Annotated in this window: 24 protein-coding genes; 13 read left to right on the top strand and 11 right to left on the bottom strand. The window is 68.1% G+C overall.

Annotated features, from left to right (window positions below; genetic code table 11):
* Positions 1-17 precede the first annotated feature (17 nt).
* The 4 genes from ACVCMC_RS00980 (at position 18) to ACVCMC_RS00965 (ending at position 4,029) form a co-directional block, all read left to right on the top strand.
* Positions 18-293 carry a Trm112 family protein gene (locus ACVCMC_RS00980; RefSeq protein ID WP_395121223.1) on the top strand — a complete coding sequence of 92 codons (276 nt, stop codon included), beginning with the start codon at positions 18-20 and terminating at the stop codon, positions 291-293.
* A gap of 116 nt (positions 294-409) precedes the next feature.
* Positions 410-2,731 carry a DUF1631 domain-containing protein gene (locus ACVCMC_RS00975; protein WP_395119766.1) on the top strand — a complete coding sequence of 774 codons (2,322 nt, stop codon included), beginning with the start codon at positions 410-412 and terminating at the stop codon, positions 2,729-2,731.
* Positions 2,728-3,585, top strand: coding sequence for a carboxylating nicotinate-nucleotide diphosphorylase (gene nadC, locus ACVCMC_RS00970; protein WP_447098359.1), 858 nt, complete (start codon positions 2,728-2,730; stop codon positions 3,583-3,585). The genes ACVCMC_RS00975 and nadC overlap by 4 nt, the downstream gene beginning before the upstream one ends.
* Before the next feature lie 42 nt (positions 3,586-3,627).
* On the top strand, positions 3,628-4,029 hold the full coding sequence (locus tag ACVCMC_RS00965; protein WP_395119768.1) for a DUF3301 domain-containing protein: 402 nt from the start codon (positions 3,628-3,630) through the stop codon (positions 4,027-4,029).
* 31 nt (positions 4,030-4,060) lie between these two features.
* On the opposite strand, the gene ACVCMC_RS00960 is transcribed toward ACVCMC_RS00965, so the two are convergent.
* The 5 genes from ACVCMC_RS00960 to petA form a co-directional block, all read right to left on the bottom strand.
* On the bottom strand, positions 4,061-4,507 hold the full coding sequence (locus ACVCMC_RS00960) for a ClpXP protease specificity-enhancing factor (protein ID WP_395119769.1): 447 nt from the start codon (positions 4,505-4,507) through the stop codon (positions 4,061-4,063).
* Positions 4,494-5,132 (bottom strand): glutathione S-transferase N-terminal domain-containing protein, encoded by a 639-nt coding sequence (locus ACVCMC_RS00955; RefSeq protein WP_395119770.1) that lies wholly within the window; start codon positions 5,130-5,132, stop codon positions 4,494-4,496. The genes ACVCMC_RS00960 and ACVCMC_RS00955 overlap by 14 nt, the downstream gene beginning before the upstream one ends.
* Positions 5,133-5,200: 68 nt before the next feature.
* Positions 5,201-5,968 (bottom strand): cytochrome c1, encoded by a 768-nt coding sequence (locus ACVCMC_RS00950; RefSeq protein WP_447098358.1) that lies wholly within the window; start codon positions 5,966-5,968, stop codon positions 5,201-5,203.
* Positions 5,961-7,262 (bottom strand): cytochrome b, encoded by a 1,302-nt coding sequence (locus tag ACVCMC_RS00945; protein ID WP_395119772.1) that lies wholly within the window; start codon positions 7,260-7,262, stop codon positions 5,961-5,963. The genes ACVCMC_RS00950 and ACVCMC_RS00945 overlap by 8 nt, the downstream gene beginning before the upstream one ends.
* Positions 7,262-7,858 (bottom strand): ubiquinol-cytochrome c reductase iron-sulfur subunit, encoded by a 597-nt coding sequence (petA, locus tag ACVCMC_RS00940; protein WP_136257406.1) that lies wholly within the window; start codon positions 7,856-7,858, stop codon positions 7,262-7,264. Before petA ends, ACVCMC_RS00945 begins: the two co-directional genes overlap by 1 nt.
* 163 nt (positions 7,859-8,021) lie before the next feature.
* Between petA and ACVCMC_RS00935 the strand changes: the two genes are divergently transcribed.
* Positions 8,022-9,206 carry a S1C family serine protease gene (locus ACVCMC_RS00935; protein ID WP_395119773.1) on the top strand — a complete coding sequence of 395 codons (1,185 nt, stop codon included), beginning with the start codon at positions 8,022-8,024 and terminating at the stop codon, positions 9,204-9,206.
* A gap of 24 nt (positions 9,207-9,230) precedes the next feature.
* Here ACVCMC_RS00935 and ACVCMC_RS00930 read toward each other — a convergent pair whose 3' ends face one another.
* Positions 9,231-10,325: a lytic transglycosylase domain-containing protein gene (locus ACVCMC_RS00930; protein ID WP_447098357.1), complete on the bottom strand. Its 1,095-nt coding sequence runs from the start codon at positions 10,323-10,325 to the stop codon at positions 9,231-9,233.
* A gap of 244 nt (positions 10,326-10,569) precedes the next feature.
* Here ACVCMC_RS00930 and miaB point away from each other — a divergent pair, with 244 nt between their 5' ends.
* Both miaB and ACVCMC_RS00920 read left to right on the top strand, forming a co-directional pair.
* The gene (miaB, locus tag ACVCMC_RS00925; protein ID WP_447098356.1) at positions 10,570-11,922 is read left to right on the top strand and encodes a tRNA (N6-isopentenyl adenosine(37)-C2)-methylthiotransferase MiaB; all 1,353 of its coding nucleotides are present in this window, start codon (positions 10,570-10,572) and stop codon (positions 11,920-11,922) included.
* Positions 11,919-12,410: a GNAT family N-acetyltransferase gene (locus tag ACVCMC_RS00920; RefSeq protein WP_395119776.1), complete on the top strand. Its 492-nt coding sequence runs from the start codon at positions 11,919-11,921 to the stop codon at positions 12,408-12,410. The genes miaB and ACVCMC_RS00920 overlap by 4 nt, the downstream gene beginning before the upstream one ends.
* A gap of 27 nt (positions 12,411-12,437) precedes the next feature.
* Here the strand turns inward: ACVCMC_RS00920 and ACVCMC_RS00915 are convergent, their stop codons facing one another.
* From ACVCMC_RS00915 to ACVCMC_RS00900, 4 genes are read right to left on the bottom strand one after another with little or no spacing between them, the layout of a single operon-like run.
* Positions 12,438-13,547, bottom strand: a complete 1,110-nt coding sequence (locus tag ACVCMC_RS00915) for an ABC transporter permease (RefSeq protein ID WP_447098355.1) — start codon at positions 13,545-13,547, stop codon at positions 12,438-12,440.
* Positions 13,544-14,488, bottom strand: coding sequence for an ABC transporter ATP-binding protein (locus ACVCMC_RS00910; protein ID WP_395119778.1), 945 nt, complete (start codon positions 14,486-14,488; stop codon positions 13,544-13,546). The genes ACVCMC_RS00915 and ACVCMC_RS00910 overlap by 4 nt, the downstream gene beginning before the upstream one ends.
* Entirely contained in the window at positions 14,485-15,453 is a 969-nt protein-coding gene (locus ACVCMC_RS00905; RefSeq protein ID WP_447098354.1) for an HlyD family secretion protein, read from the bottom strand. Before ACVCMC_RS00905 ends, ACVCMC_RS00910 begins: the two co-directional genes overlap by 4 nt.
* On the bottom strand, positions 15,450-16,124 hold the full coding sequence (locus tag ACVCMC_RS00900) for a TetR/AcrR family transcriptional regulator (RefSeq protein ID WP_447098353.1): 675 nt from the start codon (positions 16,122-16,124) through the stop codon (positions 15,450-15,452). The genes ACVCMC_RS00905 and ACVCMC_RS00900 overlap by 4 nt, the downstream gene beginning before the upstream one ends.
* Positions 16,125-16,224: 100 nt before the next feature.
* Between ACVCMC_RS00900 and ACVCMC_RS00895 the strand changes: the two genes are divergently transcribed.
* The 6 genes from ACVCMC_RS00895 to ACVCMC_RS00870 all read left to right on the top strand — a co-directional run bounded on the left by ACVCMC_RS00895 (position 16,225) and on the right by ACVCMC_RS00870 (position 21,608).
* The gene (locus ACVCMC_RS00895; RefSeq protein ID WP_447098352.1) at positions 16,225-17,229 is read left to right on the top strand and encodes a PhoH family protein; all 1,005 of its coding nucleotides are present in this window, start codon (positions 16,225-16,227) and stop codon (positions 17,227-17,229) included.
* 29 nt (positions 17,230-17,258) lie between these two features.
* The gene (ybeY, locus tag ACVCMC_RS00890; RefSeq protein ID WP_447098351.1) at positions 17,259-17,756 is read left to right on the top strand and encodes an rRNA maturation RNase YbeY; all 498 of its coding nucleotides are present in this window, start codon (positions 17,259-17,261) and stop codon (positions 17,754-17,756) included.
* A 174-nt stretch (positions 17,757-17,930) separates the two neighbouring features.
* Positions 17,931-18,788, top strand: coding sequence for an HlyC/CorC family transporter (locus ACVCMC_RS00885; RefSeq protein WP_395119783.1), 858 nt, complete (start codon positions 17,931-17,933; stop codon positions 18,786-18,788).
* 35 nt (positions 18,789-18,823) lie between these two features.
* Positions 18,824-20,005 carry a lipoprotein N-acyltransferase Lnb domain-containing protein gene (locus ACVCMC_RS00880; protein ID WP_447098350.1) on the top strand — a complete coding sequence of 394 codons (1,182 nt, stop codon included), beginning with the start codon at positions 18,824-18,826 and terminating at the stop codon, positions 20,003-20,005.
* A 45-nt stretch (positions 20,006-20,050) separates the two neighbouring features.
* Positions 20,051-21,070 carry a magnesium and cobalt transport protein CorA gene (locus tag ACVCMC_RS00875; protein ID WP_395119785.1) on the top strand — a complete coding sequence of 340 codons (1,020 nt, stop codon included), beginning with the start codon at positions 20,051-20,053 and terminating at the stop codon, positions 21,068-21,070.
* A 178-nt stretch (positions 21,071-21,248) separates the two neighbouring features.
* Entirely contained in the window at positions 21,249-21,608 is a 360-nt protein-coding gene (locus tag ACVCMC_RS00870) for a hypothetical protein (protein ID WP_395119786.1), read from the top strand.
* A gap of 205 nt (positions 21,609-21,813) precedes the next feature.
* Here ACVCMC_RS00870 and ACVCMC_RS00865 read toward each other — a convergent pair whose 3' ends face one another.
* Entirely contained in the window at positions 21,814-22,113 is a 300-nt protein-coding gene (locus ACVCMC_RS00865) for an STAS domain-containing protein (protein ID WP_395119787.1), read from the bottom strand.
* Positions 22,114-22,117 lie beyond the last annotated feature (4 nt).

Raw genomic sequence — 22,117 nt, 5'->3', positions numbered from 1 at the left:
ACACCCGAACCCCGATGATGGACAAGCGCCTGCTCGACATCCTGTGCTGCCCCGTCAGCAAGACCCCGCTGCGATCGGTGACGCGCCCGCAACTGGAGGCGCTGAACGAGGCCATCGCCGCGGGCAAGGTCGACACGGTGGCCGGCGTGCCGGTGCGCGAGCGGGTGGCCGAGGCGCTGATCACCACCGACCGCAAGGTCATTTACCGCATCGAGGACGGCATTCCGGTGATGCTGCCGGAGGAAGGCATCGGCACCTTGCAACTGGCCGATTTCCCCACCGGCCAGGGCTAGCGCGTCGTGGCGGGCGGGAATGGGCATGACAGGCGTGCGCGAATTGGCTTATTGTCGGCCTCTGCGCAAGCCTGCAGGGTCCGGCCGTGCGTGCTACAGGTCAGGGGAACAGGGCGATGAACGAGGCCAATGAGCCAACCCGCGTAGTCAACTTGAATCAGCGCCTGGACCCGTCCAGCGAGCGCGTGGGCGAGTTGCTCAATGCCGTGCGCAGCATCGCCAACAAGCGCCTGCAGCAGTGGGTGGGCAATGCCTTCGAGCAGGTCGACGACGCCCTGTTCGACCTCGCCGAGAAGGCCGAGAACAACGCGGCGCAGATGCACTACTTCGACGGCATGCGCGAGGTGCGCAAGCGTCGCCCCGGCATCGAGCGCAACTTCCTCAACGCCATCGCGCGCAAGCTCGGCGATCTGGCGCACCCGGGCAAGGCCACCGCACCGGCGGGGCCATCCTCGCTCGGCACCGCCGAACTGACCCTCGTGGCCGAAAGCGACCTGGAAGAATCGCTGGCGATCACCAGCATGATCAGCAAGAACGACGCGCGCCTGGCGCGTGACCTGTTCGCGGTCAACCAGCGCCTGTCGGTGATCTGCGGCGGCTACAAGATCGAGGACACCAGCAACCCGGTGGCGCCGGCCACGCTGTCCCAGGCGTTCCGCGAAGCGCTGCAGGAACTCAGCGCAGACATGCGCGTCAAGCTGATCATCTACAAGCTGTTCGATCGCTACGTGCTGTCGCTGCTGGAGGAGCTGTACCAGGAGATCAACACGGAGCTGGTCCGCGCCGGCGTGTTGCCGCAGCTGCGCCACGGCCTGCTGCGCGGCGGTCAGGCCAAGGGTGGCAGCGGCACCCCGGCGGGAGCCGCGGCCACGGCGGCGGCTGCCATGGACGACGGCACCGAGATCTCCGACGACCTGCTGCATACCCTGCACGCGCTGTTCAGTGCACGCCGCGGCAACGCCGGCGGTGGCCGCATGGCCAGCGGGGGCGGCACGGCGGCGGCCGGGGGTTCGCTGCCGTCGGTCAACGAACTGCTCGGCGCACTCAGCGTGCTGCAGAGCCAGATCAGCAACAGCGGACCGGTCAACTACGACGAATCCGACGACGCCGGCGCGCTCAGCCGCGAAGTCCTGCAGCTGAAGACCCAGCTGCTGGCCCAGATCGGTGCCCTGCGCGGCGAACGACCCAGCCATGTGGCCAGCATGGACGAGGACACGATCGACCTGGTCGGCATGCTGTTCGAGTTCATCCTTGAGGACCGCAACCTGCCCGCAGCGATGCAGGTGATGCTGGCGCGGCTGCAGATTCCCTATCTCAAGGCGGCGATCCTCGACCGCAAGATGTTCTCGCACCGCCAGCACCCGGCACGCCGGTTGCTGGACAGCCTGGCCGAACAGGCCAAGAGCTGGTCGGAGGAGTCCGACCGCGACCATCGCCTGCACGAGAAGGTGAAGTCGATCGTCGACCAACTGCTGCACGATTTCGACGACGACATGGGCATCTTCGAGCGCCTGTTGACCGACCTGCAGCAGTTCCAGGACGTCAACAAGCGGCGCTCCGAGCTGGCCGAGCAGCGCGTGGCCGAATCCGCGCGTGGCCGCGAGAAGCTGGAACAGGCACGCCGCCGCGCCGCCCGCGAGATCCTCGAGCGCATCGGCAGCCAGAAGCTGCCACCGCTGATCCACGGCGTGCTGGCGCGTGCCTGGGCCAACCACCTGGTGCTGACCCTGCTGCGCCAGGGCGAGGACTCGCCCGAGTTCAAGACCGCCTTGCGCTTCATCGACGAGTTCATCGCCAGCACCCGGCCGGCCAACGACACCACCAGCCGACAGGCCCTGCGGCAGATGCTGCCGGGTATCGAACGAGCGCTGCGCCAGGGCCTGGCCAACGTCGCTTTCCAGGAACAGGACGTCGAACGCCTGCTGGGCCAGCTGCACGCCTACTATCGCCAGCAGCTGGGCGAAACGACCGCGTCGGAAACGCCGGACGTCGCCGCCGCAGCCGAGGAGGACGTCGCGATGCTGGCGATCCCGGACAGCATCCAGCCGGTCATCGACCGCCAGACGGCACCCGCGGACATCCTGGAAGAAGAGGAAGAGCTGGCCGAGGTGCCGCCGGACAGCCCGGAGTGGTACCAGGTGCAGGCGCTGCAACCGGGCAACTGGCTGGAGTTCACGCTCGACGACGAGGCTCCGGCACGCGCCAAGCTGTCGTGGATCAGCCCGATGAGCGGCCGCTACCTGTTCGTCAACCGTCGCGGCCTGAAGGTCGCCGATTACGCCCCGCGCGAGCTGGCCGGCCTGTTTGCGGACGGCAAGGCGCGCGTGCTGGCAGCCAACGCACTGTTCGATCGCGCGATGACCGCGATCGTCGGCAAGCTCAGCCAGGCCGGCGACGACACGCCCGCCAGCGGCACCGCTCCCACGGACACCGAATGACCGCCACGCCCCGTTTCGCACCGCCCGCTGCCGCCCAGATCGCCGCTGATGTCGAACGCGCCCTGACCGAGGATCTCGGCCAGGGCGATGCCACCGCCGCCCTGCTCCCGGCCGATGCGCGGGCGCAGGCCCGGCTCACCTGCCGCGACGCCGCCGTGATTGCCGGCAGCGCCTGGTTCGACGCCTGCTTCCGGCGGCTGGACCCTTCGGTGCAGATCGACTGGCGGGTAAGCGACGGCGACCAGGTCGCCCCCGGCACGCTGCTCTGCAGCCTGTCCGGACACGCCCGCTCGCTGGTTACCGCCGAACGTACGGCGCTCAACTTCCTGCAACTGCTCTCGGCCACCGCCACTACCACCGCTCGCCATGTCGCCGCGGTAGCCGGCACCGCCGTGCGCGTGCTCGACACCCGCAAGACCGTGCCCGGCCTGCGCGTCGCGCAGAAATATGCCGTGCGCTGCGGCGGCGGCCACAACCAGCGCATGGGCCTGTACGACGCGATCCTGGTCAAGGAGAACCACATCATCGCCGCCGGCGGCATCGCCGCGGCGGTGTCGGCTGCGCGCCGGCTGCACCCCGACCTGCCGCTGGAGGTGGAAGTGGAGAACCTCGACGAGCTCGAACAGGCCCTGCAAGCCGGCGTGGACCGCATCATGCTCGACAACTTCGAGCTGGAGCAGATGCGCGAGGCCGTGGCGCGCACGGCCGGCCGCGTGCCGCTGGAGATTTCCGGCAACGTCGACCTGCAGACCATCGGCGACTTTGCCCGCACCGGCGTGGATTTCATCTCGGTCGGCGCACTGACCAAACACGTGCACGCGATCGACCTCTCGCTGCGCCTGCAATTGCTCTGACCCTGGCTTGCGCGGGCGCCGGCGCGCCCACACACTGGGTGCATGTCCGATTTCTCCGCCCTCGTCCTGCTGCTGGTGCTCGGCGCCGCCGTGGGGCTGTGGCTGAAGCTCAGCGTGGCGCGCGAACGCGCGGTGCGGATCGCGCGACAACAGTGCCATTTGCACGGCCTGCAATTGCTGGACGAGACGGTGGGCATGCGTGCACTGCGCCTGCGCCGGGTCAACGGCCTGCGCCGGGTCGAGCGGGGTTACGGTTTCGAAGTCAGCATCGACGGGCACGATCGCGAGCCGGGCCGGCTGTGGATGATCGGCGACGCGCTGACCGGCCTGAGCCTGCCGGTGGTCGAGCCGCTGGCAGTCGCAAGCACGCCCGAAGACGGCTTTGCAGCCTCGTCGGGGAAGGTCGTGGCATTGCGTCCGCGGCGGGCCGATCGACAGCCCTGAAACGGCAGCCGCCCGACGGGGCGGCAACGGGTTACTTCACCACGCGCAGGTGCGGCGTCGCGCGCTTGGGCTTGTCGCCCCCCTCATCGGCTGCAGGGGCGGGGCCGTCCGGCGGCGGCTCGTTCGGCGGAGTGTCGCCGCCCTCGCCTTCGGCCGGAAACATCATGCCCTGGCCGTTCTCCTGCGCATACAGAGCCAGCACGGCCTGCACCGGAATCTGGATCGCCTGGCTGACCCCGGAGAAACGCGCCTGGAAGCTGATCCATTCGTTGCCGAGATCGAGGTTGGCCACCGCGCGGGTAGCCAGGTTGAGCACTACCTGGCCGTTCTGGATCACCTGTGGCGGCACCCGCACGCCGGCCACGCCGGCATCGACCAGCACGTAAGGGGTCAGGTTGTTGTCGGAAATCCAGTCGTAGATCGCCCGCAGCAGGTACGGGCGATTCGAGCTCATGGCGATGGCGTCATGCTTGCTCATGGACCGGCCGCATGGCCTTTTCCTCGTCGGTCATGCTGCGTGCAAAACCCTGGCTGTGGAACAGGCGCTCGCCGTAATCGACGATCGACTTGCCCTCGCGGCCCAGATCCACGCCGAGCCAGGGCAGCCGCCAGATCACCGGCGCCACCAGGCAATCGGCCAGGCTCATCTCGGGGTTGAGGAAGAACCGCGAGGCCTTGAACAGCGGCACCGTGGAGAGCAGGTGTTCGCGCAACCGCTTGCGTGCCGCATCCGCCGGACGGCCGCCTGCGCGGATCTTGTCCACCTCGGGCAACCAGTCCTTCTCGATCCGCACGGCCGCCACGCGCAGGCGCGCGCGCGATTGCGGGTCGATCGGCATCAGCGGTGGGTGCGGGTAGCGCTCGTCGATGTATTCGCACACCACCGCGGTATCGAACAACGTCAGGTCGCGGTCGATCAGGGTCGGCGTGCTGCCGTACGGGTTGAGATCGAGCAGGTCCTGCGGTGGCCGGGCGTGGTCCACCAGCACCCGTTCGTAGCTGACCCCCTTGGCGGCCAGCACCAGTCGGGCACGATGGCACTGGATGTCATCGGCCGTGGTGTACAGCGTCAATGCGTTACGCAAGCGGGGGTTTTGAACCATGCGCGATTTCCCCATCGGTGAGACAGACGCGGCGGCCCGTGGCCGCCGCGTCCGCAGTGCCTTGCGGCTCAGTGGACGTCTTTCCAGTATTCCTTCTTGAGCAGCGCCGCCAGGAAGGTGAACAGGGCCAGGAACAGCAGCACCCAGATACCGTAATGGTGGCGTTGCAGCGCCGCCGGCTCGGAGACGTATTGCAGGAAGCTGGTCAGGTCACGGGTGGCCTGCTGGAACTGCGCCGGGGTCATCTTGCCCGGGTGCGACAGCACCAGCTTCTCCACGCCCGCGGCTTCGCCATCCTTCGCCGGCTTCATCTGCGCGGTCTGCATGCCCTGCAGCTCCCACAGCGGGAACGGCATGGCGGCATTGGGCAAGGTGGTGTTGTTCCAGCCGATCGGGCTCTTCGGGTCGAGGTAGAAGGTGTTGAGGTAGGTGTAGACCCAGTCGGCGCCCTTGGCATCCACTTCCAGCGAGAGATCCGGCGGAGCCTTGCCGAACCACGTGCCGGCCAGCGCTGCCGGCATGTGCGAGACCACCGGCTCCTGGAACTTGGCGCCGGTGAAGTTGAGGTTCTTCATCACCTCGTCTTCGGTCAGGCCCAGGTCCTCGGCCATGCGCGAATAGCGCACGTACTTCAGCGAGTGGCAGCCGACGCAATAGTTGAAGAACAGCCGCGCGCCGCGTTGCAGCGAAGCCTGGTCGCGCACGTCGGCGCCGGACTTCATCAACTCGACCTTGGCGCTCTCGGCTGCGTGCGCCGGCAGCGTGCCGACGAACAGGCCGAGTGCCAGCGCGATACCGGAAAGAAAATGCTTCATCGTCGTTGGCAGCTTAGTCATGCGTGGTCACCCGATCCGGAACCGGCTTGGTCGTCTCCCAGCCGAAATAGGTATAGGCCCAGAGGAAAACGAAGAAACCGAAATACAGCAGCGTCATCAGCCGTCCGAACAGGTTCTCCCAGAACGTGAGGTCGACATTGCCGAACCACGCCGGGATGACCTCCGCCGTGACGCCTGCACCGACCGCACCGAGCCCGAAGAACGACAGCACGAAGACCGTCAGCGCCACCTTGTAGCCGGTGCCGCGGTAACGGATCGACTTGACCTTGCCGCGATCGAGCCAGGGCATCGCGAACAGCACCGCGATCGCGCTGAACATCGCCAGCACGCCCCACACGGCCGAGCCGAGGAAGGACGGAATCATGCGCACGATCGCGTAGAACGGAGTGAAGTACCACACCGGCTTGATCTCCGGCGGAGTCAGCAGGTTGTTGGCCGGGATCGCGTTGTCATGCTCCAGGAACCAGCCGCCGAACGTCGGCGCGAAGAAGATGATGAACGCGGCGATCAGCAGGAAGAAGCCCACGCCCACCAGATCCTTCACCGTGTAATACGGATGGAACGGGATGCCGTCGGCGGGCTTGAGCGCATCCCAGCGGTTGCCCTTGGGACCCTTCTTGATCTCCACGCCGTCCGGGTTGTTCGAGCCAACCTCGTGCAGCGCGGCGATGTGCAGCACCACCAGCAGCAGCAGCACCAGCGGCAGCGCGATCACGTGCAGCGCGAAGAAGCGGTTGAGCGTGGCATCGCCGGGCAGGAAGTCGCCCATGATCCACTGCTCCAGCCCCGAACCGATGTAGGGCAGCGTGCCGAACAGCGAGATGATCACCTTGGCGCCCCAGAACGACATGTTGCCCCACGGCAGCACGTAGCCCATGAAGGCCTCGGCCATCAGCACCAGGAAGATCAGCATGCCGAGCAGCCAGACCAGCTCGCGCGGCTTCTTGTACGAGCCGTACATCAGGCCGCGGAACATGTGCAGGAACACCACCACGAAGAACAGCGAGGCGCCGGTGGAGTGCATGTAGCGGATCAGCCAGCCCCACTCCACGTCACGCATGATGTACTGCACCGAGTCGAAGGCTCCCGCCGCGCTCGGGGTGTAGTTCATGGTGAGGAAGATGCCGGTGACGATCTGGTTGACCAGCACCAGCAGAGCCAGCGAACCGAAGTAGTACCAGAGGTTGAAGTTCTTCGGCGCGTAGTACTCGGTCATGTGGGCGCGGTACATCGGCATCATGCCGGGGGCGCGCTCGTTGACCCAGTCGCCGATGTTGCTGAATACGTTGGCCATCAGCCAGCCTCCTTCGGATCAACGCCAATCTGCACGGTGGTGTCGTCCACGAAGTGGTACGGCGGAACCTGCATGTTCTTCGGCGCCGGCACGTTCTTGTAGACCCGGCCCGCGATGTCGTAGCGCGAGTGGTGGCAGGGGCAGTAGTAGCCGCCTTTCCAGTTCGGGTCGAACGGCTCGGGCTTGATCTCGCCGTAGAAGTCCGGCACGCAGCCCAGGTGGGTGCAGATGCCGACCATCACCAGCCACTCGGGCTTGATCGAGCGCGTCTCGTTCTGCGCGTACTTGGGCTGCTGCTCGACCTCGGACTTGGGATCGACCAGCAGCGGGTCTTCCTTCGGCAACTGCGCCAGCTGGGCCGGCGTGCGGTTGACGATGAAGACCGGCAGGCTGCGCCAGGCCACGATCAGCTGCTGGCCCTTCTCGATCTTCTTGAGCGACTGGGTAACCGGAGCGCCGGCGGCCTTGGCCCGCGCGCTGGGCTCCCACGACTTGATGAAGGGCACTGCCGCCGAGACGACCCCGATGCCACCCACCACTGCGGTGGTTGCGGTCAGGAATCGGCGGCGGCCGTGGTCGACGACTTCGTTCGCCATCAGGCTCTCCGGTACTTGCAAGGTCATGCCAGGACGGGGTTTCAGGCCCCGCAAAAATCGCGTTAGTGTAGCGTCAGGGGCCGCGCCGTACAATAAACCGGATGCCTGCCGGACTCTGCCCGGTGCCTCCCCCGCCACGACTCGCCGGAACGTTCTCCCCGACATGAAACATGCCGCCGGCACCCTTCTGTTCATTGCCCGCTTCGTCATCCTTGGACTGGCGCTGGCCTTCGTGATCGGCCTGTTCTGGCCCGGCAGCGGCGAGCGCCTGCGCGCGCGCCTGGGGCTCGCTCCGGCGGCGGTCGCGCCGACCCGGCACGAGCAGGCGGGCGCGGCGCCGGTATCGTACGCCGACGCCGTGGCCGCCGCGGCACCGTCGGTGGTGAACATCTATGCCAACAAGATCGTCACCGAGCAAGCGCTGCGCATGTACGACAACCCGGTGCTGCAGCAGCTGTTCGGCGGCCAGCCGACGACCTACCAGCATCGCGAGCAGACGCTGGGCTCGGGCGTGATCGTCAGCGCCCGCGGCAACGACTACGTGCTGACCAACAACCACGTGATCGCCAACGCTGCCGATATCCAGGTGCTGCTTTACGACGGCCGCATCGCCAAGGCGCGGCTGGTCGGTTCCGACCGCGAGACCGACCTGGCCGTGCTCAAGATCGACGCCAGCAACCTGCCGGTGATCCACATGGCCGACCCCAGCCAGTTGCGCCCCGGCGACGTGGTGCTGGCGATCGGCAACCCGTTCGGCCTCAACCAGACCGTGACGATGGGCATCGTCAGCGCGATCGGGCGGCAGTTGAACAGTTCCAGCGCCGAGGACTTCATCCAGACCGATGCGGCCATCAACCTGGGCAACTCCGGCGGCGCGCTGGTCAACACGCAGGGGCAGCTGGTCGGCATCAATACCCTGCTGATCGGCAAGGGTCAGGCCGCCAACGCGGAGGGCATCGGTTTCGCGATCCCGGTGGCCACCGCCACCAAGGTGCTCGATCAATTGATCACCACCGGCCACGTGGTGCGCGGCTGGCTCGGTGCCGACTACGCCTTCGTGCCGGTGGCGGCGGACAGCGGCCTGCCCGCTGCCGCGCGCGGCGCACAGGTCATCGCGGTGTACTCCGGCGGTCCGGCCGCGCAGGCGGGGATCAAGCCGCGAGACATCCTGCTGCGCATCGGCAACGACGACATCATGGGCCCGGCCGACCTGCGCCGCCGCGAGGCCACGCTCAAGCCCGGCAGCCAGGTGCAGATCTCCGGCCTGCGTGACGGCACGCCGTTCCAGGTCACGGTCACGCTGGCACAGCGCCCGCCGATGGACGGCAGTCTCTCCAGCCAGCCCTGAGCGGGTCACCGCGGCGGGCGGGCGTCAGCCCGGCCCGCGCGAAGCCAGCGGCGGATGGATCGCCGCGCCGTAACGCTTGCGCAGGGTTTCCACCCGCTCCACGTAGACCTGGGTCTCCGCATACGGCGGCACGCCCTTGTAGCGCTGCACCGCCCCCGGCCCGGCGTTGTAGGCCGCTGCGGCCAGCCGCTCGCTGCCGTCGAAATCGCGCAGCAACAGGCTCAGGTAGCGGGCGCCGCCGCGGATGTTCTGGGCGGAATTGAAGGCATCGAGCACGCCCATGTCGCTGGCGGTGCCGGGCATCAGCTGCATCAGCCCCTGGGCGCCCTTGAGCGACAGCGCACGCGGGTTGAACGCACTCTCGGCATGGATGATCGCGCGCAGAAACGCCTCGTCGACGCCGTACTCGATGCTGGCCGCGCGGATCGTGTCGGCATACGCGTCTAGGTTCAGCGCCACGCGATCCCAGCGGATCGTCGAATGCAGGTTGCAGGCCACGCAGGTGGAGATGTAGCTGAACAGCATGGTCACCGCGCGGCCCTTGCCGCCGGCGGGACGCAGGTTGGTGTATTCCACGCTGCCGTCGGCGCGCACGATGCGATAGACCGCCCCGCGCAGCACGCGGTCGCCGGCGTCGGCCACCTTGGGCGCGACCGGCGCGGCGTCGGCATGGGCTTCGCGATACTGCCACTGGCCCGGCGTGCCGGCCGCCCTGGCCGCCAGCGGCAACTTCGCCGTGCTGACCGCCGAACTGCTCACCGCGGCCAGCGACTCGCGCTCTACCCGCGCCGTCTCGCGTGTCTGTGCGGTGCTCAGCGCGCCGCCTTGCACGCGCGCCAGCGACACCGGCCGGGCGCCATCGGCCGCAAGGCTCTGCGCCGTGGTGACCACCTGGCCGCTGACCGCGGTCAACGATGCGCGCGCGACCGGCGCGGCCCGGCGCGTCGCCTTCGGCTCGGCGTAGCTGCTGATTGCGCGGCAGCCGTGATACCCCGCCCGCTCGCTGCTGTACACGGTTTCGCCGCTGCTGCCGGTGCACTGGTACAAGGTGCCGGCGCGGGCCCCCGTGGCCAACAGGCAGGCAGCCAGCAGCGCGACCCCGACAAGGATCGAACGCAAGGGGAAACCGCGAACAGGCCGATCGACGCGTCCCCCGTGACTGGCGGCACCGGACATGGGCGCAGTGTGCCGCCACGCGCGGCCAGCGCCAAGTGCGCAAGTCTCATTCCACGACCGTGGCCAAGGCGGCGCCGCAAACTCCGTGGCGGCCGCAAGTGCTTGATCTGGCAGGCACACGGGCCGCGCAGTACACTGCGCGGTTCCGCGGATCGCGCATCCGCCCTGGAATCACGGTACCCACGCGATGAGCGGCAAGCTTTTCATCAAGACCCACGGCTGCCAGATGAACGAGTACGACTCGGCCAAGATGGCCGACGTGCTGAAGGCCTCGCACGGGCTGGAGCTGACCCAGGACGAGTCAGAGGCGGACGTGATCCTGATCAACACCTGCTCGATCCGCGAAAAGGCGCAGGAAAAGGTCTTCAGCCAGCTTGGCCGCTGGAAGCAGCACAAGCAGGACGGCCGGCAGGTGGTGATTGGCGTCGGCGGCTGCGTGGCAAGTCAGGAAGGCGCGGCGATCGTCAAGCGCGCGCCGTACGTGGATCTGGTGTTCGGCCCGCAGACCCTGCACCGCCTGCCCCAGCTGATCGAGGCGCAACGCGCCACCGGCAAGCCGCAGGTGGACATCAGCTTCCCCGAGATCGAGAAGTTCGACTGCCTGCCCGAGCCGCGCGCGGAAGGCCCGACCGCCTTCGTCTCGATCATGGAAGGCTGCTCGAAATACTGCAGCTACTGCGTGGTGCCGTACACCCGCGGCACCGAGATCAGCCGTCCGTTCGACGACGTGCTGGTGGAGGTGGCCAAGCTCGCCGCCCAGGGCGTGCGCGAGGTGAACCTGCTCGGCCAGAACGTCAATGCGTACCGCGGCCCCACCTTCGACGGCGGCGTCGCCGACCTCGCCGTGCTGATCCATGCGATCGCCCAGATCGACGGCATCGGTCGCATCCGCTTCACCACCTCGCATCCGCTGGAGTTCTCCGACTCGCTGATCGAGGCCTACGCCAACGTGCCGCAGCTGGCCAACTACCTGCACCTGCCGGTGCAGGCCGGTTCCGACCGCATCCTTTCGGCGATGAAGCGCGGCTACACCGCGCTGGAGTTCAAGCAGAAGATCCGCAAGCTGCGCGCGGTGCGACCGGACATCTGCGTGTCCACCGACATCATCGTCGGCTTCCCCGGCGAGAGCGGCGAGGATTTCGAGAAGACCATGAAGCTGGTCGACGACGTCGGCTTCGACCAGAGCTTCACCTTCATCTTCTCCGCGCGCCCCGGCACGCCGGCGGCGAACCTCGCCGATGACACGCCGATGGCGGTCAAGCACGAGCGCCTCGCGCGCCTGCAGGCCGCGATCAACGCGAACGCCAGGAAGATCAACGAGGCGATGGTCGGCTCCGTGCAGCGCGTGCTGGTGGAAAAGCCCAGTACCCGCAATCCGGACGAACTCAGCGGCCGCACCGAGAACATGCGCTACGTGAACTTCGCCGGCGACGCCCGCATGATCGGCCAGTTCGTCGACGTGGTGATCACCGACGCGATGAGCAATTCGCTGCGCGGGCGGGTGAAAACGTCCGACGACGCGGCCGCACTGGCGTCGTGAGCGAGCTGGTGATCCGGGAAATCGGCGCGGACGAGTTCGCTCGCGTGTGGCCGTTCTTCCAGGCGATCGCCGCTGGCGGCGAGACCTACACCTACCCGCGCGACATCAGCCTCGAACAGGCCCGTTCCATGTGGACCACGCCGCCCGCACGCTGCTTCGTGGCCGAACGCGACGGCCAGGCGCTGGGCTGTTACCGGCTGGCGCCCAACCAGATGGGGCCGGGTGACCACGTGGCCAACGGCAGCTACATGGTGGCGCCGCAAGCGCGCCGCCAGGGCGTGGCGTCGGCCTTGTGCGAGCACTCGCTGGAACAGGCGCGCCGAGCCGGCTTCCGCGCCATGCAGTTCAATGCCGTCGTCGCCAGCAATACCACCGCCGTGCGGCTGTGGCAGCGCCACGGCTTCCGCATCGTTGGCCAGGTGCCCGGTGCGTTCCGCCACGCCCAGCTCGGCCCCACCGATCTGTACGTGATGCACCGCATGCTGTGAGCGCGAGGCGGCACGCGGAACGGCAGGTCAGTCCAGCCGCTTGCGGAAGCGCAATATCGCCAGCGCCATCATCGCCAGCGTGAACACCGCCAGCGCCAGCACGTCGAGCCACATCTCCCACAAGCCCGCGCCGCGCAGCATCACGCCACGGATCAGGCGCAGGAAATGGGTCAGCGGCAAGACTTCCGCGAGCCACTGCACCAGCTTCGGCATGCCGGCGAACGGGAACATGAAGCCCGACAGCAGGATCGACGGCAGGAACACGAAGAACGTCATCTGCATCGCCTGGAACTGCGACTGCGCACGCGTCGAGATCAGCAGGCCCAATGCAAGGTTGGCGAGGATCAGCAGGCCCGACGCCAGGTACACGTCGAGCACGCTGCCCAGGATCGGCACCGCGAACAGCCACGTGCCGAGCGCCAGGATCACGCTGGTCTGCACCAGGCCGATCGCCACGTACGGCAGCACCTTGCCGATCATGAGCTCCGAGCTGGTCAGCGGCGTGGCGATCAGCAGCTCCATGTTGCCGCGCTCGCGTTCGCGCACGATCGTGATGGCGGTGAACAGCACCATCGTCATGGTCAGGATCACGCCGATCAGGCCGGGCACGATGTTGACCGCCGAGCGCCGCTGCGGGTTGTAGAAGGCGACCATGCTGATCCGCCCGCCGACCGGCGTGCTGGTGGCCGGCGCGCGCATGTCGGGTGCGGCGCTGTCGATCGGCACCTGCATCAGTTGCGCGGCGGCGGCCTGCACCGCCGTATCGCTGCCGTCGACCAGGATCTGCGCCACCGCCCGGCCGTCGATGCGGCGGCGCTCGAAATCCGGCGGCACCACGATGCCGATGCCGACCTGCCCGCGGCGGATCATCGCCATCAGCTCCTGCGGCGTGTCCGCCTGCGCCACCGGCGCCACCACGCCGGTGGCGAGCATGTCCATCACCAATGCGCGCGAACCGGCGGTGTTCGCCTGGTCGACGATGCCCGCGTCGAGTCCGCGCAGGTTGGTGTTGATCGCGTAGCCGAACAGCACCAGCTGGATCACCGGGATGCCCACCACCATCGCCAGCGTGATGCGGTCGCGGCGCAGCTGGCGCAGCTCCTTGACCACGATCGCCCACAGCCGCCGCCCGTTCATGCGGCGCGCTCCGCGTCGCGGCGCGTGGCGGCGACGAACACGTCTTCGAGATTCGGCGGCGTCGCCGTCAGCGCGGCCTGGTGCCCCGTCGTCGCCAGCGCCTTGTCCATGTCCGGCGTGGCGCCGTCGGCGTCGGTCAGCACGCGCAGGATGTTGCCGACCTGGGCCACGCCGAGCACGCCCGCCACGCCGGCGAGCGCGCGCTGGGCGGCCCGCGGGTCGTCCGTTTCGACGGTGAAGGTGCGCCCTTCCAGTTGCGCGGTCAGCTCGCGCGGCGTGCCGTCGGCGACCAGTGCGCCGCGGTCGAGGATGGCCAACCGGTGGCAGCGCTCGGCCTCGTCCATCAGGTGGGTGGAGACCAGCAGCGTGGTGCCGGCATCGGCCAGCTCGAAGAGTTTTTCCCAGAAATCGCGGCGCGATTCCGGGTCGACCGCGCTGGTCGGCTCGTCGAGAAACAGCAATTGCGGCTCGTGCAGCACCGCACAGGCCAGCGCCAGGCGCTGCTTCTGGCCGCCACTGAGGGTGCCGGCCAGTTGCCGCTGGCGATCGCCGAAGTGGTATTGCTCGATCAGCTCGTCGACGCGGCGTTTCGTCTTCGTCTTCGGCACGCCTTGGATGGCGGCGAGGAACTCCAGGTTCTCGCGCACGCCGAGGTCCTCGAACAGCGAGAACTTCTGTGTCATGTAGCCGATGTGCGAACGCAATTCGTCGGCCTGCGCCGGAATCTTCAGGCCGAGCACCTCGATCTCGCCCTCGCTTGGCGTGAGCAAGCCGCACAGCATGCGGATGGTGGTGGACTTGCCCGAGCCGTTCGGCCCGAGGAAGCCGTAGACGCGCCGCGCCGGCACGTCGAGGTCGACGTGATCGACCGCCACCAGCTTGCCGAAGCGCCGGGTCAAACCGCGGGCGCGGATCGCCACGCCTTCGGCGCCGGCATTCATTTCGCCGGTCCGCGGAACTCGACGCGCACCGGCAGGCCGGCGGGCAGTTCCGCCGCGTCCGCACCCAGCGCGACTTCGGCGAGGTAGCTGAGCCGCGCCGCGTCGTCGCCGATCAGTGCGTAATACGGGGTGAAATCCGGTTCGCTGCGGATCATGCGCAGCTTGCCGGCATAAGGTTTTTCGCGGTCGGCCACGAACACGTCGATGGCGTCGCCGACGTGCATGCCTGCGCGCTGCTGCACCGGCACGTAGATGCGCGCGTACGGCGCGTCGCCGGCCAGCAGGATCGCCAGCGGCGCGCCGACCGGCGCCTGGTCGCCCAGCCGGTACGGCAGAGCGTCGATGCGCCCGGCGCGCGGCGCCACGACGGCCAGCTTGCCCAGCAGCACCTGCTGCGCGCTCATTTGCGCCTCCGCCGCCGCGACCGCGGCTTGCGCCTGGGCGAGCTGCTCCGGACGCGTGCCGTGCAACAACTCGTCGAGCGCTGCGCGTGCGGCCGATGTCTGACCCTCGGCGTTGCCCGCCGCGGCGCGGGCGCGGTCGAGATCGGCCGCGGCCACGTAACCATTGCCTTTCAGGGACGCCAGCCGCGCGTAATAAGCCCGCGCCTCGCGTGCCTGCGCCTGCACCGCGGCCAGATTCGCGCGAGCCTTGGCGATGTCCTCGCGGCGCGGCCCGGCCTGGAGTTCGGCCAGGAGTTCGCGTTGCTGCTCCAGCTGGGCCTGGGCCGCTGCGAGCTGGGCGCGGGTATGCGCGGGGTCCAGTTGCAGCAGCGGCTGGCCCGCCCTGACCTGCTCGCCCTCGCGCACGTCGATCGCCACGATGCGCTCGGCGGCCGGCGCCGGCAGCGTGATGCGGTCGAACTCGAGCGTACCCAGCGCCTGCGGCACCCGCTTGCTGCAACCAGCGGGAACGACGAGCACCAGCGCCGCCAGCGACTGGCAGATCACGGTCGTGAACTTCATGCGGGTTCTCCACGTTTCGTCGTGCCGACGCCCTGCCCCAGCAAGGCCAGCGTGTGTTGAAGCATGGTCTCGGGGCCGAGTGACTCGGCATCGAATGCGCGTCGCCAGATCGGCGCACCGGCAGCAGGGAACAGGGTCAGGCCGACCAGCGAGACGACCAGCAGGCGTGGGTCCAGCGCCGGGTTCAGCCGTCCATTTGCCTGCGCCGCGGCGAAGCGTTGCGCCAGCAGCTGCGGCACGCCCGGCACGGCGCGGTCGAACAGTACCTCACGCAGCGCACCGCCCTCGCACAGCACTTCGCGCACCCACAGCGGCGGCAGCCAGGGATGGCTTGCCACGACGTCGCTGATCCCGCGCACGAATGCTTCGGTCAACGCGACCGGGTCACCGCCGGCGTGCTCCAGCTGCGCGCGCAGCGGCGCCAGCGCCGGCAGCAGGCGCTCGTCGATCACGGCATGCAGCAGCCGCGCCTTGTCGCCGAAGTAGTAATGCAGCATCGCCGGGGTAACGCCCGCCTCGGTGGCGATTGCCCGCAACGAGGTGGCGGCGATGCCTGTGCGCGCGAACTGCCCCAACGCCGCATCCAGCAGATGCCGGCGCAGATCCTGCTCGTCGCCGCTGGGGCGTCCGGCGCGGCGCGGCGGTTTTGCGCGTTTGCCTGAAATAGTCATGAGCCTAAATTAATTCATCGTTTAATTATTTGCAAACCCATCAGCGCCGACCGCCACCGGCATGGTCCTTCCGGCGCCTGCGCGCTACGCTCGCGCCCCTATGAGCGAACTCAACCAGCGCGACTTCACCCTCGACCCCGACGACAACGCCCGCCTCGCCAACCTGTGCGGGCCGTTCGACGAGCACCTGCGCCAGATCGAGCTGCGCCTCGGCGTGGAGATCAACCACCGCGGCAGCATCTTCCAGGTGATCGGCGAGAACCCGCCGGCGCGCGCCGCCGAAAATGTGCTGCGCGCGCTGTACGCCAGCACCGCCGGCGAGGCGCTGACCGGCGCGAAGATCAACCTGCATCTGGCCGAATCGGGCATCGACGCGATCACCGAGTCGGCCGCCGAAGGCGCCCAGGAAGTGGTCATCAAGGTCAAGCGCGGCGTGATCAAGGGCCGCGGCCCGAACCAGGCGCGCTACCTGCACGCCATCGCCAGCCACGACATCAACTTCGGCGTGGGCCCGGCCGGCACCGGCAAGACCTACCTGGCCGTGGCCAGCGCGGTCGAGGCGCTGGAGGCGAACCGGGTGCAGCGGCTGATCCTGGTGCGCCCGGCGGTGGAGGCCGGCGAGAAGCTGGGCTTCCTGCCCGGCGATCTGTCACAGAAGGTCGATCCCTACCTGCGTCCGCTGTACGACGCGCTGTACGAGATGCTCGGCTTCGAGAAGGTGGCCAAGCTGATCGAGCGCAACGTGATCGAGATCGCGCCGCTGGCGTACATGCGCGGGCGCACCTTGAACGATTCCTACGTGATCCTCGACGAGGCGCAGAACACCACGGTCGAGCAGATGAAGATGTTCCTCACCCGGATCGGCTTCGGCACGGTGGCGGTGATCACCGGCGACGTCACCCAGGTCGACCTGCCGCGCAACACGCGCTCCGGATTGCGCCAGGCGATCGAAGTGCTGCGCGGCGTGGCCGGCATCAGCTTCACCTTCTTCACCTCGCGCGACGTGGTGCGCCATCCGCTGGTGGCCAAGATCGTGCGCGCCTACGAGGCGTTCGAGGAAGCAGGGAATGGGGAATCGGGAATAGAGAATAGGGAAAAGCACTGACTCTCAATCTCCGCTTCGGACGCCCAGACATGCCTCGCCCCGCTCTTGCCATTCCCCATTCCCTATTCCCTATTCCCACCCTTGTCCACCTCGGCTACGCCGTGCCGCGTGCCGGCCTGCCCGCACCGGCCAGCTTCCGCCGCTGGGTCGAGGCGGCCTTGCGCGGAGCCAAACGGCGCAAGCCGGCCGAGCTTTCCATCCGCATCGTCGATGCCGCAGAGGGCCGTACGCTCAACCGCGACTACCGCGGCAAGGACTACGCCACCAATGTGCTGTCGTTCCCCGCCGAGCTGCCGCCCGGCGTGGTGCTGCCGCTGATCGGGGATCTGGCGATCTGCGCGCCGGTGGTGCTGCGCGAGGCCGCCGAACAGGGCAAATTGCCGCGCGACCACTGGGCCCATCTCACGGTACACGGCGTGCTGCACCTGCTCGGCTACGACCACATCGTGGAGACCGAGGCCGAGGCCATGGAAGCGCTGGAAACACGCATCCTGGCCGGCCTCGGGATCGCCGACCCGTACACCTGAATGCTGCAGGGCGGACCCGGCCCGCCGCCATTTCGCCGTACGACGATGACGGGCCGTGCCCGCCCTGCGCGGCCCCCGGGCGATCGCGCATACCGTGCGCCCCTGCCGGGCCGGGATGGATTTTTCCGCTAGAATCAAGCTTCCGCCCGCGTCCGGGCTGATTTTCAACGAGTGATGAACGACGACCCTGGCAGTACCAGCGGCCCGGCCCACCGCACCTGGTGGGATCGACTGGGCCACCTGTTTTCCGGCGAGCCGCGCAACCGCAACGAGTTGCTTGAGGAGTTGCGCGCCGCGCAGAGCAACGGCCTGCTCTCCGTCGACACCCTCACCATGGTCGAGGGGGCGATCAAGGTCACCGAGCTGGATGTCGACGACGTCATGGTGCCGCGCGCGCAGATCGTGATGCTCGCGGCGGACTCTTCCCTGTCCGACCTGCTGGCCACCGTGGTCGAATCCGGCCACTCGCGCTTCCCCGTGCACGGCGAGGACAAGGACGAGATCCTCGGCATCCTGCTGGCCAAGGATCTGCTGAAGTACTTCGGCGCGACCGAACACTTCGACATCCGCTCGATCCTGCGCCCGGCCGTGCTGATCCCCGAGTCGATGCGGCTCAACGTGCTGCTGGAGGAGTTCCGCCTCAGCCGCAACCACATGGCGCTGGTGGTCAATGAATACGGCGGCGTCGCCGGCCTGGTGACCATCGAGGACGTGCTGGAGGAGATCGTCGGCGAGATCGACGACGAGCACGACGACGAGGAAGAACCCGAGCTGATGCACGAACAGCCCGGCGGCGACTGGCTGGTGAGCGCGCTGACCCCGATCGAGGATTTCAACGAGCAGACCGGCGCCGGCTTCCCCGACGAGGAATACGACACCGTCGGCGGCATGGTCACCGCCGAATTCGGCCACCTGCCCGAGGTCGGCGAAGAAGTCGCGATGGGCGACTACCTGTTCCACGTCACCGCGGCGGACGACCGCCGCGTGCAGCAGTTCCGCGTGGTCCGGCAACCCGGCCTGCTGGCCTCCTGATCCGGCGCATGGACCCGCTCCGCCGAATCGCCGTCATGTTCGCCCTGCTCGTGCTCACCGCACTGGCACCGGCGCACGCCGGCATCGCCGAGGCGCCCGGCACCGACCTCGAGGTGTCGCTGGTGACCTACGGCCCCGGCGACATCTACTGGGAGCGCTTCGGCCACGACGCCATCGAGGTGCGCGATCGGGTCTCGGGCGAGTCGGTCAATTTCAACTACGGCGTGTTCGACTTCGAGGAAAAGAACTTTCTCCTCAACTTCGCGCGCGGCCGCATGCATTACATGATGGACGCCGAAGCCAGCGCGCCGGAGGAGGCCTACTACGCCGAAGTCGGCCGCTCGGTGACACGCCAACGGCTGGCGCTGGACGCCGACCAGGCCGCCCGCCTGCGCGACGACCTGCTGTGGAACCTGCGCCCGCAGAACGCCGTCTACGACTACGACTACTACGCCGACAACTGCACCACCCGCGTGCGCGACGCCTTCGATCGCGCACTCGACGGCGCCGTGAAAAGCCAGTTGCAGGCGCGTGCTGGCGAATTCACCTATCGCCAGCAGACGGTGCGGCTGATGAGCGCGCAACCCTGGCTGATGCTGATGCTGGACCTGGGCCTGGGGCCCTACGCCGACCAGCCGTTGACGGCGTGGCAGGAGAGTTTCCTGCCCGCCGTCCTGCAAACGCAATTGCGCCACGTGCAGATCACCGGGCCGGGCGGCGACAGCCGACCGCTGGTAAAGGACGAGCGCGTGGTGTCGCCCAACCGCCTCGTTCCGCCGCCGGCCTCGCCGCCCGACCTGCGCATGCCATTGGGCGCGGCGGGCCTGCTGCTGGGTGCGTTGCTGCTGGCCACGCGGCTGTGGTGGCCGCTCGGCCATGCCCTGCTCGGCACGCTGTTCCTGCTGCTGGCCGGTCTTGTCGGCGTGGTGTTGCTGGGCCTGTGGACGCTGACCACGCACCACTCCGCCTGGGCCAACGCCAACCTGCTGCTGTTCAATCCGTTGGCGTGGCTGCTGCTGCCCACGCTGTGGCGCACGCGTCGCGGCTTCGCCGCCTCGCGCTTCGTCGACGGCCTGATCGTGCTGCAGTTGCTGGCCATGCTCGCCGCGCTCGCGCTGCACCTGCTGCCCGGCACGGTGCAGCAGAACCAGCCGTGGCTGCTGTTCGCGCTGCCGTGCTGGCTGGCGCTGGCGTGGGGCCTGCGCCGCAACCGCTGACCCCGCGCGCGTTGCCCCGCCACGACGGGCACGGCATCATGGGGCATGCTCCCGACCTCGCCATCGCCTGCTGCACTTGCGCCCGTTGCCGAACCGATGGTGGTCAACTGCATCGCCTACCAACGCGACGGCACGCGCCTCGGCGAAATCAGCCTGGACGCCATCAGCGACGTGCTGGCAGCGCCGGACACCTTCGTCTGGGTCGGCCTGCACGAGCCGGACGAGCCGCTGCTGGAAAAACTGCAGGAGGAGTTCTGCCTGCATGACCTGGCAATCGAGGACGCGCACACCGCCCACCAGCGCACCAAGATCGAGACCTACGGCGACTCCCTGTTCCTGGTGGTGCAGACCGCGCAGCTGATCGAGGCCGAGCTGAAGTTCGGCGAGACGCAGATCTTCCTCGGCGCGCGCTACCTGGTCACTGTGCGCCACGGTGCCTCGCTGTCGTACGCCCCGGCGCGGCGTGCCTGCGAGAACGTGCCCGAGCTGCTCGCCAACGGACCCAGCTATGGTCTCTACGGCGTGCTCGACCTGATCGTCGACAACCTGCTGCCGATCGTGCGCGACTTCCGCGAAGAGCTGGGCCTGCTCGAGCAGGACATCTTCGCCGAGACCTTCAAGCGCAGCACGGTGCACCGGCTCTACGACATGCAGCGCGACCTGATGACGCTTCGTCTGGCCGTGGCCCCGCTGCAGGACATCACCAGCCAGCTGGTGCGGCTGCACCAGGGTCTGATCCCCGACGAGCTGCGGCCCTACTTCCGCGACGTCTACGACCACGTGTTCCGCGTCAACGAATCGATCAGCGCAATGCGCGAAATGCTCACCGCCGCGATCAACGTCAACCTCTCGCTGGTCACCTTCGGCCAGAACGAGGTGATGAAGAAACTCGCCGGCTGGGCCGCCATGCTGGCCGCGCCGACCCTGCTCACCAGCTGGTACGGCATGAACTTCCAGCACATGCCCGAGCTGGGTCAGCCGTGGGCATACCCGGCGATCATCGTGGTGATGGCCGGCGTGGTGGGCGGCATCTACGCGGCCCTGAAGCGCAACAAGTGGCTGTGACGCCCGTTCGACCCCGCTGACGACCTGATCCGCGCCCGCCCGCACTGCCGCGGCGCCCCCTGCCGGGCCCTGTCCCGCCGTCCCGCTCCGGCGGCGATGGGGCGCGGGGCTAAAGATTTTCCCGCGCCGGCCGAACACGGTAGTACTCACCACAAAACCCCAGGGGATGCATCGACCCATGAAAACTCTGCTCATGACCACCGCTTTGTTGCTGGCGCCGATGGCGGTCCACGCCGAGTGCACCGTCAAGGATTTCGCCATCACCGAGTTCACCCCGTCGGCCGCCAGCGGCCTGGCCGGCAAGCTGAGCCTGCGCGGCCAACTGGTGAACAGCTGCGCCACGCCGTCGGCGGCGCAGATCCGCATCGAGCTGAAGGACGACGCGGGCAACGTCCTGCAGTCCAAGCAGGCCTGGCCGGCCGGCACCTCCAACATCACCCCGGGCCAGTCGGTGTCGTTCGACCTCGGCCGCCTGTTCCATTACGAGCGCAACATCGCCAGCTTCACCGCCAGCGTGGTGAAGGTGCGCTCCTGGTAAACCTGCCGGTTTCCATCAACAGCAAAAAAGGCTCCCTCGGGAGCCTTTTTACTGTGTGAGTCCCGTAGGAACCGGCTCGCGGGCGATGCTCTCTTGTCCGGATTGGGGATCAGCGCGGGGACTCGCAAAGGCATCGCCCGCGAGCGGGCCCCTGCGGGAAATGCCGTGGGGGGACAGGGCTCTCTTGAAGCTGATCCCTTGCCCCTCAATGCAACACAAACAGCTTGTCGAAACCCGCCACGCGCAGGGTGCCGCGCAGTTCGGTGCCGGCGTTGACGATGCGGATGTCCGCGTGGTCCGCGCCGGCGTGTTCGCGCAGCAGCAACAGCATGCCCAGCGCGGAGCTGTCCATGTGGGTGACTTCGGCCAGATCGATCAGGTAGCTGCGTGCCACGCGGCCGGCGCCGAGGCAGGCGTCGTGGAACTCGCGGTGGATGCTGAAATCGAAGCGCTCGCCCAGTTGCAGGCTGAGGCAATCGCTTTCGCTGTCGTGGTGAACAATCATGGCC

Source organism: Rhodanobacter sp. UC4452_H20 (assembly GCF_052978205.1).
The sequence above is the reverse complement of the archived record's forward strand: the minus strand, read 5'-3'. Positions and strand labels throughout refer to the sequence as shown.

Excerpts from the sequence above, each read along its gene's own strand:
- ACVCMC_RS00895 (WP_447098352.1), top strand. The coding sequence starts at position 16,225 with ATGAGCGAACTCAACCAGCGCGACTTCACCCTCGACCCCGACGACAAC.
- ACVCMC_RS00900 (WP_447098353.1), bottom strand. The coding sequence starts at position 16,124 with ATGACTATTTCAGGCAAACGCGCAAAACCGCCGCGCCGCGCCGGACGC.
- ACVCMC_RS00960 (WP_395119769.1), bottom strand. The coding sequence starts at position 4,507 with ATGAGCAAGCATGACGCCATCGCCATGAGCTCGAATCGCCCGTACCTG.
- ACVCMC_RS00875 (WP_395119785.1), top strand. The coding sequence starts at position 20,051 with ATGCTCCCGACCTCGCCATCGCCTGCTGCACTTGCGCCCGTTGCCGAA.
- ACVCMC_RS00945 (WP_395119772.1), bottom strand. The coding sequence starts at position 7,262 with ATGGCCAACGTATTCAGCAACATCGGCGACTGGGTCAACGAGCGCGCC.
- ACVCMC_RS00935 (WP_395119773.1), top strand. The coding sequence starts at position 8,022 with ATGAAACATGCCGCCGGCACCCTTCTGTTCATTGCCCGCTTCGTCATC.
- ACVCMC_RS00955 (WP_395119770.1), bottom strand. The coding sequence starts at position 5,132 with ATGGTTCAAAACCCCCGCTTGCGTAACGCATTGACGCTGTACACCACG.
- ACVCMC_RS00950 (WP_447098358.1), bottom strand. The coding sequence starts at position 5,968 with ATGACTAAGCTGCCAACGACGATGAAGCATTTTCTTTCCGGTATCGCG.
- ACVCMC_RS00880 (WP_447098350.1), top strand. The coding sequence starts at position 18,824 with ATGTTCGCCCTGCTCGTGCTCACCGCACTGGCACCGGCGCACGCCGGC.
- ACVCMC_RS00980 (WP_395121223.1), top strand. The coding sequence starts at position 18 with ATGGACAAGCGCCTGCTCGACATCCTGTGCTGCCCCGTCAGCAAGACC.
- ybeY (WP_447098351.1), top strand. The coding sequence starts at position 17,259 with ATGCCTCGCCCCGCTCTTGCCATTCCCCATTCCCTATTCCCTATTCCC.
- ACVCMC_RS00915 (WP_447098355.1), bottom strand. The coding sequence starts at position 13,547 with ATGAACGGGCGGCGGCTGTGGGCGATCGTGGTCAAGGAGCTGCGCCAG.
- nadC (WP_447098359.1), top strand. The coding sequence starts at position 2,728 with ATGACCGCCACGCCCCGTTTCGCACCGCCCGCTGCCGCCCAGATCGCC.
- petA (WP_136257406.1), bottom strand. The coding sequence starts at position 7,858 with ATGGCGAACGAAGTCGTCGACCACGGCCGCCGCCGATTCCTGACCGCA.
- miaB (WP_447098356.1), top strand. The coding sequence starts at position 10,570 with ATGAGCGGCAAGCTTTTCATCAAGACCCACGGCTGCCAGATGAACGAG.
- ACVCMC_RS00975 (WP_395119766.1), top strand. The coding sequence starts at position 410 with ATGAACGAGGCCAATGAGCCAACCCGCGTAGTCAACTTGAATCAGCGC.
- ACVCMC_RS00965 (WP_395119768.1), top strand. The coding sequence starts at position 3,628 with ATGTCCGATTTCTCCGCCCTCGTCCTGCTGCTGGTGCTCGGCGCCGCC.
- ACVCMC_RS00865 (WP_395119787.1), bottom strand. The coding sequence starts at position 22,113 with ATGATTGTTCACCACGACAGCGAAAGCGATTGCCTCAGCCTGCAACTG.
- ACVCMC_RS00870 (WP_395119786.1), top strand. The coding sequence starts at position 21,249 with ATGAAAACTCTGCTCATGACCACCGCTTTGTTGCTGGCGCCGATGGCG.
- ACVCMC_RS00905 (WP_447098354.1), bottom strand. The coding sequence starts at position 15,453 with ATGAAGTTCACGACCGTGATCTGCCAGTCGCTGGCGGCGCTGGTGCTC.
- ACVCMC_RS00910 (WP_395119778.1), bottom strand. The coding sequence starts at position 14,488 with ATGAATGCCGGCGCCGAAGGCGTGGCGATCCGCGCCCGCGGTTTGACC.
- ACVCMC_RS00885 (WP_395119783.1), top strand. The coding sequence starts at position 17,931 with ATGAACGACGACCCTGGCAGTACCAGCGGCCCGGCCCACCGCACCTGG.